Annotated in this window: 15 protein-coding genes, 5 tRNA genes and 1 pseudogene; 15 read left to right on the plus strand and 6 right to left on the minus strand. The window is 71.5% G+C overall.

The window, feature by feature from the left end:
- A pseudogene (locus tag ABD330_RS20890) lies at positions 1-81 on the minus strand (roadblock/LC7 domain-containing protein); the annotation flags it as partial.
- A 1-nt stretch (position 82) separates the two neighbouring features.
- Entirely contained in the window at positions 83-3,823 is a 3,741-nt protein-coding gene (locus tag ABD330_RS20895) for a sensor histidine kinase (RefSeq protein WP_344467349.1), read from the minus strand.
- Between the two features lie 639 nt (positions 3,824-4,462).
- On the opposite strand from ABD330_RS20895, the gene ABD330_RS20900 reads away from it, so the two are divergent.
- The 8 genes from ABD330_RS20900 to ABD330_RS20935 all read left to right on the plus strand — a co-directional run bounded on the left by ABD330_RS20900 (position 4,463) and on the right by ABD330_RS20935 (position 7,909).
- On the plus strand, positions 4,463-4,687 hold the full coding sequence (locus ABD330_RS20900; RefSeq protein ID WP_344467351.1) for a hypothetical protein: 225 nt from the start codon (positions 4,463-4,465) through the stop codon (positions 4,685-4,687).
- 151 nt (positions 4,688-4,838) lie between these two features.
- The gene (locus ABD330_RS20905; RefSeq protein ID WP_344467353.1) at positions 4,839-5,639 is read left to right on the plus strand and encodes a fumarylacetoacetate hydrolase family protein; all 801 of its coding nucleotides are present in this window, start codon (positions 4,839-4,841) and stop codon (positions 5,637-5,639) included.
- Complete coding sequence (gene gltX / locus ABD330_RS20910; RefSeq protein WP_344467355.1) at positions 5,632-7,155, plus strand: glutamate--tRNA ligase; 1,524 nt, start codon at positions 5,632-5,634, stop codon at positions 7,153-7,155. The genes ABD330_RS20905 and gltX overlap by 8 nt, the downstream gene beginning before the upstream one ends.
- 223 nt (positions 7,156-7,378) lie before the next feature.
- Positions 7,379-7,450, plus strand: a tRNA-Gln gene (locus tag ABD330_RS20915).
- Positions 7,451-7,470: 20 nt separating this feature from the next.
- A tRNA-Glu gene (locus ABD330_RS20920) sits at positions 7,471-7,543 on the plus strand.
- A 22-nt stretch (positions 7,544-7,565) separates the two neighbouring features.
- A tRNA-Glu gene (locus ABD330_RS20925) sits at positions 7,566-7,641 on the plus strand.
- 70 nt (positions 7,642-7,711) lie between these two features.
- Positions 7,712-7,787 (plus strand) — tRNA-Glu (locus tag ABD330_RS20930).
- 47 nt (positions 7,788-7,834) lie between these two features.
- A tRNA-Gln gene (locus ABD330_RS20935) sits at positions 7,835-7,909 on the plus strand.
- A gap of 152 nt (positions 7,910-8,061) precedes the next feature.
- Here the strand turns inward: ABD330_RS20935 and ndgR are convergent.
- Positions 8,062-8,775 (minus strand): IclR family transcriptional regulator NdgR, encoded by a 714-nt coding sequence (ndgR, locus tag ABD330_RS20940; RefSeq protein ID WP_104818425.1) that lies wholly within the window; start codon positions 8,773-8,775, stop codon positions 8,062-8,064.
- A gap of 229 nt (positions 8,776-9,004) precedes the next feature.
- Here ndgR and leuC point away from each other — a divergent pair, with 229 nt between their 5' ends.
- From leuC to ABD330_RS20960, 4 genes are all read left to right on the plus strand, one after another.
- Positions 9,005-10,426 carry a 3-isopropylmalate dehydratase large subunit gene (leuC, locus tag ABD330_RS20945; RefSeq protein ID WP_344467360.1) on the plus strand — a complete coding sequence of 474 codons (1,422 nt, stop codon included), beginning with the start codon at positions 9,005-9,007 and terminating at the stop codon, positions 10,424-10,426.
- A 6-nt stretch (positions 10,427-10,432) separates the two neighbouring features.
- Positions 10,433-11,029, plus strand: coding sequence for a 3-isopropylmalate dehydratase small subunit (gene leuD / locus ABD330_RS20950; RefSeq protein ID WP_344467362.1), 597 nt, complete (start codon positions 10,433-10,435; stop codon positions 11,027-11,029).
- A gap of 192 nt (positions 11,030-11,221) precedes the next feature.
- The gene (locus tag ABD330_RS32515) at positions 11,222-11,569 is read left to right on the plus strand and encodes an SCO5555 family protein (protein ID WP_425555597.1); all 348 of its coding nucleotides are present in this window, start codon (positions 11,222-11,224) and stop codon (positions 11,567-11,569) included.
- 133 nt (positions 11,570-11,702) lie between these two features.
- A complete protein-coding gene (locus ABD330_RS20960; protein ID WP_344467364.1) occupies positions 11,703-12,437 on the plus strand; it encodes an HU family DNA-binding protein in 735 nt (244 codons plus the stop codon).
- Between the two features lie 128 nt (positions 12,438-12,565).
- Here the strand turns inward: ABD330_RS20960 and ABD330_RS20965 are convergent, their stop codons facing one another.
- On the minus strand, positions 12,566-13,387 hold the full coding sequence (locus ABD330_RS20965; RefSeq protein WP_344467366.1) for a GntR family transcriptional regulator: 822 nt from the start codon (positions 13,385-13,387) through the stop codon (positions 12,566-12,568).
- A 139-nt stretch (positions 13,388-13,526) separates the two neighbouring features.
- Here ABD330_RS20965 and ABD330_RS20970 point away from each other — a divergent pair, with 139 nt between their 5' ends.
- Complete coding sequence (locus ABD330_RS20970) at positions 13,527-13,787, plus strand: hypothetical protein (protein ID WP_344467368.1); 261 nt, start codon at positions 13,527-13,529, stop codon at positions 13,785-13,787.
- Positions 13,774-14,067 (plus strand): hypothetical protein, encoded by a 294-nt coding sequence (locus tag ABD330_RS20975; protein WP_344467370.1) that lies wholly within the window; start codon positions 13,774-13,776, stop codon positions 14,065-14,067. Before ABD330_RS20970 ends, ABD330_RS20975 begins: the two co-directional genes overlap by 14 nt.
- 3 nt (positions 14,068-14,070) lie before the next feature.
- On the opposite strand, the gene ABD330_RS20980 is transcribed toward ABD330_RS20975, so the two are convergent.
- Both ABD330_RS20980 and cofC read right to left on the minus strand, forming a co-directional pair.
- Positions 14,071-14,292: a hypothetical protein gene (locus ABD330_RS20980; protein WP_344467372.1), complete on the minus strand. Its 222-nt coding sequence runs from the start codon at positions 14,290-14,292 to the stop codon at positions 14,071-14,073.
- Positions 14,293-14,365: 73 nt separating this feature from the next.
- Complete coding sequence (gene cofC, locus ABD330_RS20985; RefSeq protein WP_344467374.1) at positions 14,366-15,049, minus strand: 2-phospho-L-lactate guanylyltransferase; 684 nt, start codon at positions 15,047-15,049, stop codon at positions 14,366-14,368.
- 216 nt (positions 15,050-15,265) lie between these two features.
- On the opposite strand from cofC, the gene ABD330_RS20990 reads away from it, so the two are divergent.
- Positions 15,266-16,099 (plus strand): lysophospholipid acyltransferase family protein, encoded by an 834-nt coding sequence (locus ABD330_RS20990; RefSeq protein ID WP_344467376.1) that lies wholly within the window; start codon positions 15,266-15,268, stop codon positions 16,097-16,099.
- The last annotated feature ends 26 nt before the right edge of the window (positions 16,100-16,125 follow it).

Below are 16,125 nucleotides of genomic sequence, written 5' to 3' on the forward strand. Positions count from 1 at the left end.
GTGCGACACCCCGGGGGTGTTGTCCACGAAATTGGTGATCAGCCAGTTCAGGTTCTGTGCGGCCTGACTCATCTGACTCAACTCAACGCTCCTGGTGTTCTGGGCCGGACGAGCCGTTGCCCCGGTTGGTGCGCGGGCTGCCGAAGCCGTCGAAGCGCTGCTGGGTCCGTTCGTGCTGGTCCGACTGGCCGGGCTGGCCCTGGCGCCCCTGCGGGAACTGCTGCCCCTGCTGGGGCGGACGGCCCTGCTGGGCGTGCTGGTCCGACTGCGCCGACTGGGCCGCGTCCGCGCCCGCCTGGCGTCCCTGCTGGATGCCGCGACGCAGGTTGGTGAGCCGGCCGCGCACCTCCTCGGGTGCCCGGGAGACCTGCGGACCGGTCAGCGGGGCCGCCTCGGCGGTACCGGAGACCAGGTTGGCCTGCGGTGTACGCCGGGGGAGGCCCGACATCGTGATGCCGTTGGTCGAGGGCTCCCGGACCTGCTCGGCCCGACGCCAGCGCTCGTCGTTGGCGGAGAGCCGCCACGGCGCGTCGGCGGCGTTGTCGGCGCGCGGGTGCTCCTGCGGCTGCTGGGGCTGCTGCTGAGCCTGCGGCGCCTGCTGCTGAGCCGGTCGGCCCTGCTGCTGACCCTGCTGACCCTGCGGCTGCTCGGCGAAGCCGGGCGCGCTGGTACCGGGACGGCGGGGCTGGTACGACCGGGACCGGGCCTCGGCGGACTCGAACTGCCCGGCCGCCCGGCCGTCGGCGGCCCGGGCCCACTGGGTGTCCTGGGCGCCGGGACCGGTCGGCAGCGCCATCGGCTGCTGCGGGGCCTGCTGCTGGACCGGCTGCGGCATCTGCTGCCGGGCCGGGGCCTGCTGCTGGCCCTGCGGAGCCTGCGGCGCCGGGTTGGCGACGCTCGGCAGCACCGGCTCGACCAGCCCGAGGCCCAGCGGGTCCCGGGGGTCGATCTCGCTCGCCTCGAAACGCGGGCGGGCGAACTGCACGGTGCTCTCGACCGGCGCGGCGGCCGGCAGCGGAGCGAGCGGCTGCTGGGGCTGCTGGTGAGCCTGCTGCTGCGGAGCCTGGGGTGCCTGCTGGCCGAGCGGCTGGCCGGCCTGCTGCGGGCGCTCCTGGCCGAACTGCTGGCGCTGGGAGGGCCCGTCCTGCTGCTGCCGGACCGGTCGGCCCTGCGGCTGACCCTGGCCCTGGCCCTGGCCGGGGGCCTGGCCCTGGTTCGGGCGCTGCGGAAGCCGGCCCTGGCCGGGCTGGCCGGCACCGGGCTGGCCGCCGTTGGGCTGGCCGCCGTTGGGCTGGCCGTTGTTGGGCTGGTCCACCCCGGGGCGGGGACGCTCCGGCGCGGGGCGCCGACCACCGGCCGGCAGGCCCTGCTCCGGAGTGCGGCCGCGGCGCGGCAGTGCACCGCCGGGGGCAGCGGGAGTACCAGGGGCGGCGGGAGCACCGGGAGCGCCGGAGGCACCGGGCGTACGGCGCGGCGGCCGTCCGTTCGGCGGGGTCTCGCGCAGCGCCTGGCCGACCTCGCGGGTCGGCAGGCCGCCGGCGGGACCGCCGGGCGCCTGTGCGGGAGCGGCCGGACGGCCGCCCTGGGGCTGGCCACCCTGCTGGGGGCCGCCCTGGGGCTGCCCACCCTGCGGGCCCTGGCCGAGCTGCGGCCGGCCACCGGCCGGACCCGCCGGGCCCTGGCCGAGCGCGCCGGCGGCGTTGCCCGCCTGCGGGCGCATCGGCAGTGCCGTCTCGGCCATGCCCGCCCGGCCCTGCTGGCGCGGGGTCGGACCGACACCGCGCTGCTGCCTGGCCTGCGCCGGGCCCGCCGGACGCCCGGCGGTGCGCCGGTCGGCCGAGGTGGTGACGTCGAGCGGGAGCATGACGAGTGCGGTGGTGCCGCCTGAGTCGCTGGGGCGGAGCTGGATCCGGATGCCGTGTCGCAGGGACAGGCGGCCGACCACGAACAGACCCATGCGGCGGGAGACGGAGACGTCCACGACCGGCGGGTTGGCGAGACGCTCGTTGATGTCCGCGAGGTCGTCCGGCGAGAGGCCGATGCCGGTGTCGTGGATCTCGATCAGCACCCGGCCGTCCGGCAGCGCGTGGCCGGTGACCCGGACGCGGGTCTGCGGGCTGGAGAACGAGGTGGCGTTCTCCAGCAGCTCGGCGAGCAGGTGGACGAGGTCGTTGACGACGCGGCCCGCGACCTCGGCGGACGGGACGGCGGCGAGTTCGATGCGCTCGTACTGCTCCACCTCGGAGGCGGCGGCGCGGAGCACGTCGACCAGCGGGACGGGACGGGTCCAGCGGCGGCCCGGGTCCTCGCCCGCGAGGACGAGGAGGTTTTCGCCGTTACGGCGCATACGGGTCGCGAGGTGGTCCAGCTTGAAGAGGTTCGCCAGCTGGTCCGGGTCGGCCTCGCGGCTCTCCAGCTCGGAGATCAGCGACAGCTGGCGCTGGATGAGGCCCTGGCTGCGGCGCGAGAGGTTGGTGAACATCGCGTTGATGTTGCCTCGCAGCAGTGCCTGCTCGGCGGCCAGCGAGACCGCCTGCTTGTGCACCATGTCGAAGGCGTGCGCCACGTGGCCGATCTCGTCGGAGGAGTCGACACCGACGGGCGCGACGGTGACGTCGACGTCGTGCGGGTCGCTCTCGGAGAGCGTCTTGACCAGCTCGGGCAGCCGCCGCTCGGCGACGTCCTCGGCCGCGGTCTGCAGCCGGGTCAGCGAGCGCACCATGCCGCGGGCCACCAGCGCCGCACCGGCGATGGCGACGAGCAGCACCAGGGCGATCAGGGCGCCGTTGAGGATGGTCTGGGTGTCGGCGTCGGACTGCAGCTGGCCGGCCTTGCCGTCGAGCTGCTCCAGCAGGGACGTCTCGATCTTCCGCTCGGCGTTGATCTTCGCCGAGGCGGCGTCGTACCAGTCCTTGTAGCTGCGGCTCTGGGCCTGCTCGATGCCGTTGGAGTTCAGCACGAGCTGGGAGTAGCGGTTCGCGTCCGCGATCACCTGGTTGTAGCTGAGGCTGGCCTGCAGCGCGTTCGCGGGCCCGGTGCCGTAGATCGCGGTGAAGTTGGTGTTCGCGTTGGTCTCGGAGGTCTGCAGCCGGATGCCGAAGGTCGCGTCGGAGCCGTTCAGGTCGGGCTTCGGGGGGCGGGCCAGCGCGGCGCTGATCAGCGCACGCTGCTCGGAGGCGCTCTCCTTGGCCAGCGAGAACTGCTGCAGCGCCCGGGTCACCTTGACCAGCTCGGTGCTGTTGGACGCGATCGCGATGTCCTGGCTGAGACCCAGCAGGTCGACGATGATCACGTCGTAGTTGGTGATGGTGGCCTGGATGTTGTCCGGGTTGCTGTACGCGTTGGTCCGGGCCTGGGACAGCTGGTTGAGGTCCTTGCGGACCTGGAGCAGCAGTGCCTTGCCACCGGCGAGGTCGAGCTCGTCGAAGTTGTCGGCGGAGATCGCGAAGGCCTTGCTCAGGTCGTCGGTGTTCTTCCGCGCGGCGGAGACGTCGTCGAGTTCGCTGCTCTTCGCGGTGAGCGGGCCGGCGCTGATGTCGCGCTCGGTCTGCAGCGCGTCCGCGAGCGCGGTCGCCTTCTTCGCCAGGTCGGCCAGGCCGGTCATCTGGGAGAGCTGCTGGGAGTTCTGGAGCGAGGTCTCGATCCGCAGGCCACCGAGGACCAGGGCGACGACCACCGGGAGCAGCAGCAGCGCGATCAGGCGGGTACGAATCCGCCAGTTGCGCATGGCGAAGCGGCTCAGGCCGGTGGCCTTGCGGCGGTTCAGTGTTCCGCGCAGGCGTGATCGGCCGCTTCGCTTCTCGGGCTGCTCAGCTCCTTCCACGGTGTCCTGCTCGGATTCGGCGCCGGCGCCGATTGTCTGCTCGCCGGGGCCCGTGATCGGCGTTGCCTGGTGGGGGCCTGCCGCGGGCTCACGCGACTCCGGGTCACCCACGGCGCCGCTGCCCCTCTTGAAACGTCCCTGCACTGGCGTCGCAACCTCTGGACCGGGCGCCCCTACCCGCTGACGCGGATGGGACGGTGTCGAGTTTTTCCGTGGCATTCCAGCACAGCGCAGGAAGTCCAACAAGGGCCGTTACACGTCGGTGTCCTGAGCTACACACCGCGTGCGTCACCTTACTGACTGTGCGGTAGCCAGGCTCAAATACGGCCCTTTTCGGACACTCGCCGGTTACATGCCAAGTGGACCATGGGTCAGGAAGAGTCACAGACCTACCTGAATGTCCTAGATATCCCGTTTGCCGGAATTATCTGACGCCGTGAAATGTCCGACATGTGCGAATTCTCGGCTTATTTGTGAGCAAAGTCACAGCCGAATGTATAGCCTTGGTCACGGCGACTGTGGAAAGAGATCCCTAACCTGGCTGATAACGAGCAGGGCCTCCGTCAGCCTGCCCGCAAACGCCCCAGAACACTCCCCCCGGCCCCCAGTGGCCGGCTCCGACCCCAGAGGTGTGACGCAATGTCCCAGTCCGCGCAGCAGGCCGCCCAGTCGACGATCGTTCCCCGCCCCACGGCGAACCCGCGTCGCACGACCCTGGCCGCCGTCGCGGACTTCGGCCAGCTGCTCGGCGACCGCGCCCCGGCGAAGCCGGTCACGTACGCGGCCGAGCTGCCGACGAACACCGCCAACCCGCGCCGGACGATCCTGATGACGGCACCGGCCCCGCGCACCCCGCAGGACTGACCGGAGCCCGCCCGGACTGACGAAGTACGGCGAAGTCGGCGGCCCACCGGCCCCGCTCGAAGCGGTCGGCGCCGGCCCACGCGATAGCCTGGGTCGCGTTCGAGCAGGGCCCGGCGAGGCCGGAGCCCGACTGACCGAGAGGCTCCCAACCGTGCGAATTGCCAGGTTCTCCGTCCGGGAAGGAAGCCCTGCCGCCGGCAGCGTCTCCTTCGGTGTGGTCGAGGGCGATCCCTCCCAGCCCGACTCCCTGGTCGTCCACGCGCTGGCCGGGCACCCGATCGTCTCGATGCAGTTGAGCGGCGAGAGCTACCGGATGCAGGACATCCGGCTGCTCTCCCCGATCCTGCCCAACAAGATCGTCGCGGTCGGCCGGAACTACGCGGCGCACGCCGCCGAGCTCGGCCACGAGGTCCCGGACGTCCCGCTGACCTTCTTCAAGCCCTCGACCGCCGTGATCGGTCCCACCGAGGCCATCGCCTACCCGCCGTTCTCCTCCGACGTGCAGTTCGAGGGCGAGCTGGCCGTGGTGATCGGCCGGATGGGCCGTGAGGTCCCGCTGGAGCGCGTCCCGGAGATCATCTTCGGCTACACCTGCGCCAACGACGTGACCGCCCGCGACGTGCAGCAGCGCGAGGGCCAGTGGGCCCGCGCCAAGGGCTTCGACACCGCCTGCCCGCTCGGCCCGTGGATCGAGACCGAGCTGGACCCGAGCGACCTGGCGGTCACCACCACCCTGAACGGCGAGCTCAAGCAGGCCGGCCGGACCTCCCTGATGGTCCGTTCGATCGCCGAGCTGATCGTCCACATCTCCGAGGCGATGACGCTGCTCCCGGGCGACGTCGTCCTCACCGGCACCCCTGCGGGTGTCGGCCCCATGAACGTCGGCGACGAGGTCGCCGTCTCCATCGAAGGCATCGGCACTCTCACCAATAAGGTGATCAAGCGTGGCTAACACTCCTGCGGACCTGGACCCGACCGTCCGGGTCCGCTTCTGTCCCTCCCCGACCGGCAACCCGCACGTCGGCCTGGTCCGGACCGCCCTCTTCAACTGGGCCTTCGCCCGCCACCACGGCGGCACGCTGGTCTTCCGGATCGAGGACACCGACGCGGCCCGCGACTCGGAGGACTCGTACAACCAGCTGCTCGACGCCATGCGCTGGCTCGGCTTCAACTGGGACGAGGGCCCCGAGGTCGGCGGCCCGCACGAGCCGTACCGGCAGTCGCAGCGGATGGACATCTACGCCGATGTCGCCGCCAAGCTGCACGAGGGCGGGTTCGCGTACCACTGCTACTGCAACACCGAGGAGCTGGACGCCCGCCGCGAGGCCGCCCGCGCGGCCGGCAAGCCCTCCGGCTACGACGGCCACTGCCGCGAGCTGACGGCCGACCAGGTCGCCGTCTACCGCACCGAGGGCCGCCAGCCGATCCTGCGCTTCCGGATGCCCGACCGGACCATCGTCTTCGACGACCTGGTCCGCGGCCGGCTCAGCTTCGAGCCGGAGAACGTGCCGGACTACGGCATCGTCCGGGCCAACGGCGCGCCGCTCTACACCCTGGTCAACCCGGTGGACGACGCCCTGATGGGCATCACCCACGTGCTGCGCGGCGAGGACCTGCTCTCCTCGACCCCGCGCCAGGTGGCGCTCTACGCGGCGCTGGCCGAGATCGGTGTCGGCACCGGCACCACCCCGCGCTTCGGCCATCTGCCGTACGTGATGGGCGACGGCAACAAGAAGCTCTCCAAGCGCGACCCGCAGGCCTCGCTCAACCTCTACCGCGAGCGCGGCTTCCTGCCCGAGGGCCTGCTCAACTACCTCGCGCTGCTCGGCTGGTCGCTCTCCGAGGACCAGGACCGGTTCTCGATGGACGAGCTGGTCGCCGCCTTCGACATCGCGAAGGTGAACGCCAACCCGGCCCGGTTCGACCTGAAGAAGTGCGAGTCGATCAACGCGGACCACCTGCGGCTGCTGGCCCCGGACGAGTTCGCCCGCCGCCTGGTGCCGTACCTGCAGGCCCCCGGCCTGCTCCCGGCGGAATCGGCCGGGGGCCCCACGCCGAGCCAGCTCGACCTGCTCGCCAAGGTGGCGCCGCTCACCCAGGAGCGGATGGTCGTCCTGAGCGAGATCGTCACCATGGCCGGTTTCCTCTTCGTCGACCCGGCCGACTTCACGGTCGACCCGGAGGACGCGGCCAAGGTGCTCAACTCCGACGCCCGCCCGGTGCTGGAGGCCAGCATCAAGGCGCTGGAGCAGCTCGGGGACTTCACCCCGGAGCCCATCCAGGCGGCGCTGCGCGAGGCCCTGGTGGACGGCCTGGGCATCAAGCCCAAGTTCGCCTTCACCCCGCTGCGGGTGGCCGTGACCGGCCGCCGGGTCTCCCCGCCGCTCTTCGAGTCGATGGAGCTGCTCGGCCGCCCCGAGACGCTGCGTCGGCTGACGGCCGCTCTGGAGCTCGTCCCGGCCTCCTGAGCCCGTACCCAGGACGGCTGCGCGACCAGCCGCGCAGCCGTCCTGGGGGCGTCCGGAGGGTGTCCGGGGGCGGGCCTGCGGTTATCGATTTTGGAGCGGGGCCCGGCGTCGGGTAATGTTCTTTCTGCGCCGCCCGGGAGGGAACGGCGAGGGACCAGAAACCTCGTCAGCACCAACCAGTCGGAGCAACGCCGAGCGAGACCCCGCAGGGGTTTAACTCCGGTGGGGTATGGTGTAATTGGCAGCACGAGTGATTCTGGTTCATTTAGTCTAGGTTCGAGTCCTGGTACCCCAGCGCAGTACAAGTAGTGACAAGCCCCCGTTGTGTAGCGGCCTAGCACGCTGCCCTCTCACGGCAGTAGCGCCGGTTCGAATCCGGTCGGGGGTACGCAACAACTGAAGAAGATCAAGCCCCCGTTGTGTAGCGGCCTAGCACGCTGCCCTCTCACGGCAGTAGCGCCGGTTCGAATCCGGTCGGGGGTACCAGATCCTTCCACTGTCACCATCCGGACGTGTTCGCAACCCCGGAGGCGACGAAGCTGGGATCACCAAGTTTGCCCCCGTTGTGTAGCGGCCTAGCACGCTGCCCTCTCACGGCAGTAGCGCCGGTTCGAATCCGGTCGGGGGTACCAAGGCAGTAAGGCCGGTGGGTTCAAGCCCCATCGGCCCGATGCTTTGTTGGGGTATGGTGTAATTGGCAGCACGAGTGATTCTGGTTCATTTAGTCTAGGTTCGAGTCCTGGTACCCCAGCCAGTAGGTAAATGAGAAGCCCCGCACATGCGGGGCTTTTTTGCGTTTGCAGAGATGGTTGACCCAAGGGGCGCGGGGAACTGCGCGAATTCGGAAGGCAACAGCCCACAGCTTCCGACGTCGCGCAGCACCCCGCGCCTCTCAGCAAATGCGGCTCAGCCGCGCCGCAGCGCCTCCGTGAGGCGGTTCGCGGCCTCGATGATGGCCTGGGCGTGCATCCGGCCCGGGTGGCGGGTCAGGCGCTCGATCGGGCCGGAGACCGAGACGGCGGCCACCACGCGGTTGGAGGGGCCGCGGACGGGCGCGGAGACGGACGCCACGCCCGGCTCGCGCTCGCCGATCGACTGGGCCCAGCCGCGGCGGCGGACGCCGCTCAGGGCGGTCGCGGTGAAGCGGGCGCCCTGGAGGCCGCGGTGGAGCCGTTCGGGCTCCTCCCAGGCCAGCAGGACCTGCGCGGCGGAGCCGGCCTTCATCGGCAGCGTGGAGCCGACCGGGACGGTGTCCCGCAGGCCGGAGAGGCGCTCGGCGGCGGCGACGCAGATGCGCATCTCGCCCTGCCGGCGGTAGAGCTGTGCGCTCTCGCCGGTGACGTCGCGCAGATGGGTCAGGACCGGGCCCGCGGTGGCGAGCAGCCGGTCCTCGCCCGCCGCGGCGGAGAGCTCGGAGAGTCGGGGGCCGAGGATGAAGCGGCCCTGCATGTCCCTGGTGACCAGGCGGTGGTGTTCGAGTGCGACGGCGAGTCGGTGGGCCGTGGGCCGCGCCAATCCGGTGGCGGCGACCAGCCCCGCCAACGTGGCGGGGCCCGACTCCAGTGCGCTCAGCACCAGAGCGGCCTTGTCGAGAACGCCGACGCCGCTAGAGTTGTCCATGCCCTGATACTGCAGTCTCATTCCGCGAGACGCAAGTTCAATTTTCCCGGAAAAGCGCCACTCTGGATAACGCAGCCCGGGAGACACCCAGGATCGGCCACTTCCCCAGTGTCCACATTCTGGACACGATCCGGCGTGCAGGTCATCCCGAGCGGATCACAGTGATCGGCTCCGGAGCGACCTCGACCACACGAGAAGGCCGGCAGAGCGGCCGGCTGGAGGGAAAGCGATGGGACGGACACTCGCAGAGAAGGTCTGGGACGACCACGTCGTCCGGCGCGCCGAGGGCGAGCCCGACCTGCTCTACATCGATCTGCACCTGCTGCACGAAGTGACCAGCCCGCAGGCCTTCGACGGGCTCCGGCTGGCCGGCCGGAAGGTCCGCAGGACCGATCTCACCATCGCGACCGAGGACCACAACACCCCGACCCTCGACATCGACAAGCCGATCGCCGACCCGGTCTCCCGGGTCCAGCTGGAGACGCTGCGCAGCAACGCCGCCGAGTTCGGCGTCCGGATCCACTCGCTGGGCGACATCGAGCAGGGCGTGGTCCACGTGGTCGGCCCGCAGCTGGGCCTGACCCAGCCCGGCACCACCGTGGTCTGTGGCGACTCTCACACCTCCACCCACGGCGCCTTCGGCGCGCTGGCGTTCGGCATCGGCACCAGCCAGGTCGAGCACGTGCTGGCCACCCAGACGCTGCCGCTGGCCCCGTTCAGGACCATGGCGGTCACCGTCGAGGGCGAGCTGCCCGAGGGCGTCACCGCCAAGGACCTGATCCTGGCGATCATCACGAAGATCGGTACCGGCGGCGGCCAGGGCTACGTCCTGGAGTACCGCGGCTCGGCCATCCGCAGCCTCTCCATGGAGGCCCGGATGACCGTCTGCAACATGTCCATCGAGGCGGGTGCCCGGGCCGGCATGATCGCCCCGGACCGGACCACCTTCGACTACCTCCAGGGCCGTCCGCACGCCCCCCAGGGCGAGGACTGGGACGCCGCGGTCGCCTACTGGGAGACCCTGGTCACCGACGAGGACGCGGTCTTCGACCACGAGATCTTCATCGACGCCACCGAGCTGACCCCGTTCGTCACCTGGGGCACCAACCCCGGCCAGGGCGCGCCGCTGGGCGCCCGCGTCCCGGACCCGGCCTCGTTCGCCGACCCGTCGGAGCGCGCCGCCGCCGAGAACGCCCTGCGGTACATGGGCCTGGAGGCCGGTACGCCGCTGCGCGAGGTCGCGGTGGACGCGGTCTTCGTCGGCTCCTGCACCAACGGCCGGATCGAGGACCTGCGCGCCGCCGCCGCCGTGGTCGAGGGCCGCCAGGTCGCCGACGGCGTACGGATGCTGGTCGTCCCCGGCTCCGTCCGGGTCGCCCTGCAGGCGATCGAGGAGGGCCTGGACAAGGTCTTCACCGCCGCCGGAGCCGAATGGCGGCACGCGGGCTGCTCGATGTGCCTGGGCATGAACCCGGACCAGCTGGCCCCGGGCGAGCGCTGCGCCTCGACCTCGAACCGCAACTTCGAGGGCCGGCAGGGCAAGGGCGGCCGGACCCACCTGGTCTCGCCGCAGGTCGCCGCCGCGACCGCCGTCCTCGGCCGCCTGGCCGCCCCGTCCGATCTGCCGGCCGACATCAACGCGGAGGTCTGAGCCGCCATGGAGAAGTTCACCACCCACACCGGCCGGGCCGTCCCGCTGCGCCGCAGCAACGTCGACACCGACCAGATCATCCCGGCGCACTGGCTGAAGAAGGTCACCCGGTCCGGCTTCGAGGACGGGCTCTTCGAGGCCTGGCGCAAGGACGAGTCCTTCGTCCTCAACCGGCCCGAGCGCGCGGGCGCCACCGTGCTGCTGGCCGGCCCCGACTTCGGCACCGGCTCCTCGCGTGAGCACGCCGTCTGGGCGCTGCAGAACTACGGCTTCGCGACCGTCATCTCGTCCCGCTTCGCCGACATCTTCCGCGGCAACTCGCTGAAGAACGGCCTGTTGACGGTGCTGCTGCCGCAGGAGACCGTCGAGCGGCTCTGGGCGCTGACCGAGGCCGACCCGACGGCGGAGGTCACCGTCGACCTGGAGGCCCGGGAGGTCCGCGCCGAAGGCGTGACGGCCGCTTTCGAACTGGACGACAACGCCCGCTGGCGACTGCTGAACGGCCTGGACGACATCAGCATCACGCTGAGCGACGAGGCGGACATCGCGGCATTCGAGGCCACCCGTCCGGCCTTCAAGCCCCGGACGCTGCCGGTCGCCTGAGTCACTGCTTTCTGACGGTCCACCGGATGGCCCGCCCCCTCGGGGGGGCGGGCCATCCGGCAGTTCCGGGCCCGAGTTCGGGCCTGAGTTCGACCTTGAGTTCGGGTCGGGGGACACCCCGGATAGTTGTCCGTGATTAGCCGCAGACGGGGTCTGCGCAGCGCAACTCCGCACAGATGGCACAATCGTTGCATGCACCGGGACCTTGAACCTCCGTACGCGGGCCGCGAACCCGCGCCGACGGAGGGGACGGCCGGGCCAACCGAGAGTCGAATTGACGATCGGCCGGACGACGACACCTCACCTACCGAGGAGCCGGACGAGTCGGAAGTCGCAGCGCGTTACGCGCTCGTGGCAGAGCGGTTGAAGCAAGCCCATGCCCGCGTTCATGCGCTGAACGTGCCAGCGGAGGCAAAGACCGCTCTCACCCGTCAACTGCTGATCGTCACGGAGACCGCCAAGCGCGATCTTCCGGAGGCGGCGCGGCGGTTGAGTTGCTTTGTGCGAGACCTCGACGAGGGGCATCCGCCCGTCCACTGAGGTCGCTGACGCGCAAATCCATTGCGACACTAGGGTGATTCACGCGTTTGGTAATTGAAAGTCCGCAGATACATACCTAACGTGCGAAATGAACGGATGGAATCATCCGGCGCCCGTTTCCGAAGGGGAAGACGTGAACAAGGCTCAGCTTGTCGAAGCGGTGGCCGAGCAGCTGGGCGGTCGCAAGGCTGCCGCAGAGGCCGTCGACGCAGTGCTCGACACCATGGTGCGTGCCGTTGTGGCGGGTGACCGGGTGTCGGTCACCGGCTTCGGCACCTTCGAGAAGGTGGAGCGCTCCGCGCGCTTCGCCCGCAACCCGCAGACCGGCGAGAAGGTCAAGGTCAAGAAGACCTCGGTGCCTCGCTTCCGCCCGGGCCAGGGTTTCAAGGACCTGGTCAGCGGCAGCAAGAAGCTGCCGAAGGACGGCCCCTCGGTGAAGAAGGCCCCCAAGGGCTCGCTCACCCCCGGTAAGGGCGGCACGACCGCCGCCGTCAAGCGCGCCGCCACCAAGCGGTCCGCCGCCGCTGCCGCCGCCGCCCCGGCCGCCGCCAAGAAGACGGTCGCGAAGAAGACCACCGCCACCGTCGCCGCGAAGAAGGCCACGGCGGTCAAGAAGGCCACGGCCGTCAAGGCGACCGCGGTCAAGGCGACGGCGGTCAAGAAGACCGCCGCTGCCGCCGCCCCGGCCGCGAAGAAGGCCACCGCCACGGCGAAGAAGGTGACGGCGGTCAAGAAGACCACCGCCGCCGCCCCGGCCGCGAAGAAGGCCACCACCGCGGCGAAGAAGGCGACGGCGGTCAAGAAGACCGCCCCGGCGAAGAAGACGACCACGCGCAAGACCACCGCGCGCAAGTCCACCGCCAAGTAGTCCTGACGGTTCTTCAGCCGACGGCCGTTCGACGGCCGTGAGCCGTGGCGGCTCGCACTCCGGGTACTCCATCCTCTGGAATACCCCCGGTGCGAGTCGCCACGGCTCTTTCGCGTCCGTCCGCGCCGTTATCGCGGGCGGCGTTGCTGCGGGTGCTGGGACTGCTGGTGCGGTGGCCGCCGGGGATGCTGCGGGCGTTCGACCGGGAGTTCGTAGCTGATCTCCCAGCGCGAGTCCGGAATGACGATGTCGGCGGTCTCCACCGCCCGGCCGTCCGCGTCGAAATAGGTCCGCTCGACCAGGGTCAGCAGGTCGCCGGCCGAGATTCCGAGCAACAGCGCCTGCTCCTGGGTGGCCCGTGCCGGGCGCGGGCGCTCGACGGCGAACTCCACGTGCACGCCGATCCCGGCCATCCGCTCGACCACGCCCCGGCCCGCCAGCGGACCGAGTTCGGGCATCAGCACCGGTGAGCCGACGGTGATCGCGTGCGGCTCCCAGCTCATGGCGAGCTGCACCGGCCGGCCCTCGATGAGGAACTCGTACAGGGTGTGGACGGTCAGCTCGCCCGGCTCGATGCCGAGCCTGGCGGCGACCTCCGGCGTGGCCGGGGTCCGGACGTTGCTGTGCGCGTCCCAAGTGCCGTACGGGCCGTACTTGGCGAAGTCGGCGCGGAACGGCGTGGCGCTGTGCAGGCCGAGATGGCGGGTGCGCAGCATCGGGCGCCGTTCGGTCGGCTGCCGGACGTACGTTCCGGAGCCCGCACGGCCCTCCAGCAGTCCTTCGGTGATCAGCAGCTCCTGGGCCCGTTGCAGCACGTTGGCGCCGACCCCGTAGGCCGTGGCGAGCCGGGCCCGGGACGGCAGCCGCTCGCCCAGCTTCCAGTCGCCCCGGGTGATGCGGTCGCGCAGCTTGTCGGCGATCTGCAGGTACGGGGGCTCTTCTGAGCGCATCTGGCTCTCCCGGCGCAGGCACGATCCCTGCCGATGCGGCAGGGCGGGTGATTCGGCATTGACAATCTAATGCATCAGGTGGAATCTAATTACTTAGATTCACGTTCCGTGACTGACCGCTCGCGGGGAGAGCCGTTGCGTGCGAACCACCAGGGTGTTTGACGCCGCGAACCGGCTGGCCAGGGCCACCGGGATGCGGGCGCGCATCCGCCTGCGGCCGGGCGGCGGCTACCGGGTGGATCTGGCGCTGCCTCAGGGGCTGCCGGTGGAGAACCAGTTGCTGGTGCTCGAAGCACTGGCCGGAGCGGACCGCTACGGACACCACTACACGGACAAGGCGCAGAGCGTCTGGGCCGAGTACGACAAGGAGCAGGAGGAGCCCCGCAGTGAACAGCTCTAGGCCCAGGGACGGCGCGGGTACGGGACGGCGCATCACGGTGTCCATCGAGGGCATCACCGCGCCGGCCACCTTCCAGCGGCTCCCGGACGCACTGGCGGCGCTCTGGGAGGCACTGCGGGTGCTGCCGCTCGGGTGGACCCAGTACGAGGCGTACCGGTACTTCTTCGGGCCGGGCGCCGTCCAGCGGGTGGAGGGCTTCCTGGAGCGGGACGGCGAGTTGACGCTCAGCTTCGCCCTCGCGGGCCGCTCGCACGCCGTCCGGGTCGTGCCGGAGCGCTGACCCTCAGGCCTCGGCGGGGTCGGGGAAGGTCTGCAGGGTCAGGAAGACCACCCGGCGGGCCTCCCCGGCGCCCTCGGTGCGGATCCGGACCCGCTGCCCGGGCCGGAGCAGCCGCAGGCCGCCGGCGTCGAAGGCGGCCGCCTCGAACGGGACGGGCGTGCCGTCGTCGAGCAGCACGGAGCCCGCGCGGGTGTCGGGGTCGAAGGTGAACGCGGTGGCCTGCATGCCAGCAGCATAGCGAGGCGCGGGCCCGGAGCCGGGGCCGCGGCTCAGACCGCCCACCATCTGCCGGTCGGTCTCAGACCAGTGCGGCCGCGACCGCCGCCGTGTGCGGGCCGACGCCGAGGGCGAGGGCCTCGGTGAGGTCGGCGCCGGTGTCCACGTCGCGGCGGACGGACGGCACGTCCGGCAGCCCGATCTCCTGGGCGCCGCCCGCCGCGTGCCGGGCCCGGGAGGCGCCGCCGAAGGCCGGGCCGAGCCGGTGGCCCGGCGGGCAGGCGAGCAGCGTGGTGCCGATGCCGGGGGTGTCCGCCAGGAAGGCCCGCCCGGTGGCCGGCACGGCCCGGAGCACCCGGGCCAGCTCGGCGGGCCGCAGCGCGGGCAGGTCGGCGGAGAGCACCGCGAGCGGCGCGCCCGGCGCGATCCGGCGGGCGTACTCGGCGCCGTGGGCGAGCGCCGGGTTGAGGCCGCCGCCGGGTTCGCCGTCGACCACCACCGCGCCGAGCCGCGTCAACTCCGCTGCCGCGATGGCGTCCTGAGTGACCACCAGGACGCGCCCGACCGACCGGCAGGCCAACGCGGCCGTCACGGTGTCCAGGGCGAAGGCCAATGCCAGCTCGGGCCGCCGCGCACCCGCGAACGGGCCGAGCCGGCTCTTCGCGAGCGCCAGCGGCTTCACCGGCAGCACGAGGGACCACCCGCCGCGCGCGGCGGAAGGTGCGGGCGCGGGGGGCTCGGCTGGGCGTACGGTGTCCTGGGTCATCGGCGCCATTGTGGCGCCGACGCCCGAAGCCTCGCCAGGTCGCGCCCGCCGGGCCGACGTGCGATTGATCACTTGCGCCCGGCCTCCGGGGAGGGCGCTCGACAGTCGGCGAGCCCACGGGCGAGACTGGTCCGCGCCCGGCCCGGCCGGGCCGGGCGGCCAGCGTGACTGATGTCGCGGCACTCGGGGTGCCGCACCGGATGAGGAGGAGCTGGGGTGGCCCGCCGCTCGTACGCCAGGTTCGGCAACGCCGACTACGGGATCTGGTACCGCTTCGCGGCCGTACTCGTGAAGCCGGTGACCACCGCCCTGGTGAAGCCGGACTGGCGCGGTTGGGAGCACCTGCCCGAGCGGGGCGGGTTCCTGACGGTGGTCAACCACAACTCCCTGATCGACCCGCTGGTCTACGCGCACTGGCAGTACAACAGCGGCCGGCCGCCCCGGATACTGGGCAAGTCCTCGCTGTTCTCGGTGCCGTTCATCGGCTTCATGCTGCGCAAGACCGGCCAGATCCCGGTGTTCCGGGACTCGACCGACGCCGCACACGCCTTCCGGGCCGCGATCGCGGCGATCGAGAGCGGCGAGTGCGTGCAGTTCTACCCCGAGGGCACCCTCACCCGGGACCCGGACCTGTGGCCGATGACCGGCAAGAGCGGCGCCGCCCGGGTCGCGCTGATGACCGGCGCGCCGGTCGTGCCGGTCGCGCACTGGGGCGCGCACGAGATCATCCCGCCGTACGGGCGCGGCGGGAAGGGCCGGTTCAACCTCTTCCCCCGCCACCGGGTGACGGTGGCGGCCGGGCCGCCGGTGGACCTCGGCAAGTACCAGGGCCAGGAGCTCACCGCCCAGGTCCTCAAGGACGCGACCGAGGACATCATGGCCGCGATCACCGAGGTCCTGGCGGGCATCCGCGGCGAACAGCCGCCCGCCGAGCGCTACGACATGCGGCAGGCCTCCCGCCTCCGCGGCGAGGCCGCCGAGGCCAAGGGCGACCGGGCCGCGGGCCGGAATCCGAACGACGGCACGACCCCCGAGGAGAACTCCAAGTGACCCGCTGCGCCGTCTTCGGGACGGGA

Source organism: Kitasatospora kazusensis, assembly GCF_039529945.1.
Lineage (GTDB): Bacteria > Actinomycetota > Actinomycetes > Streptomycetales > Streptomycetaceae > Kitasatospora > Kitasatospora kazusensis.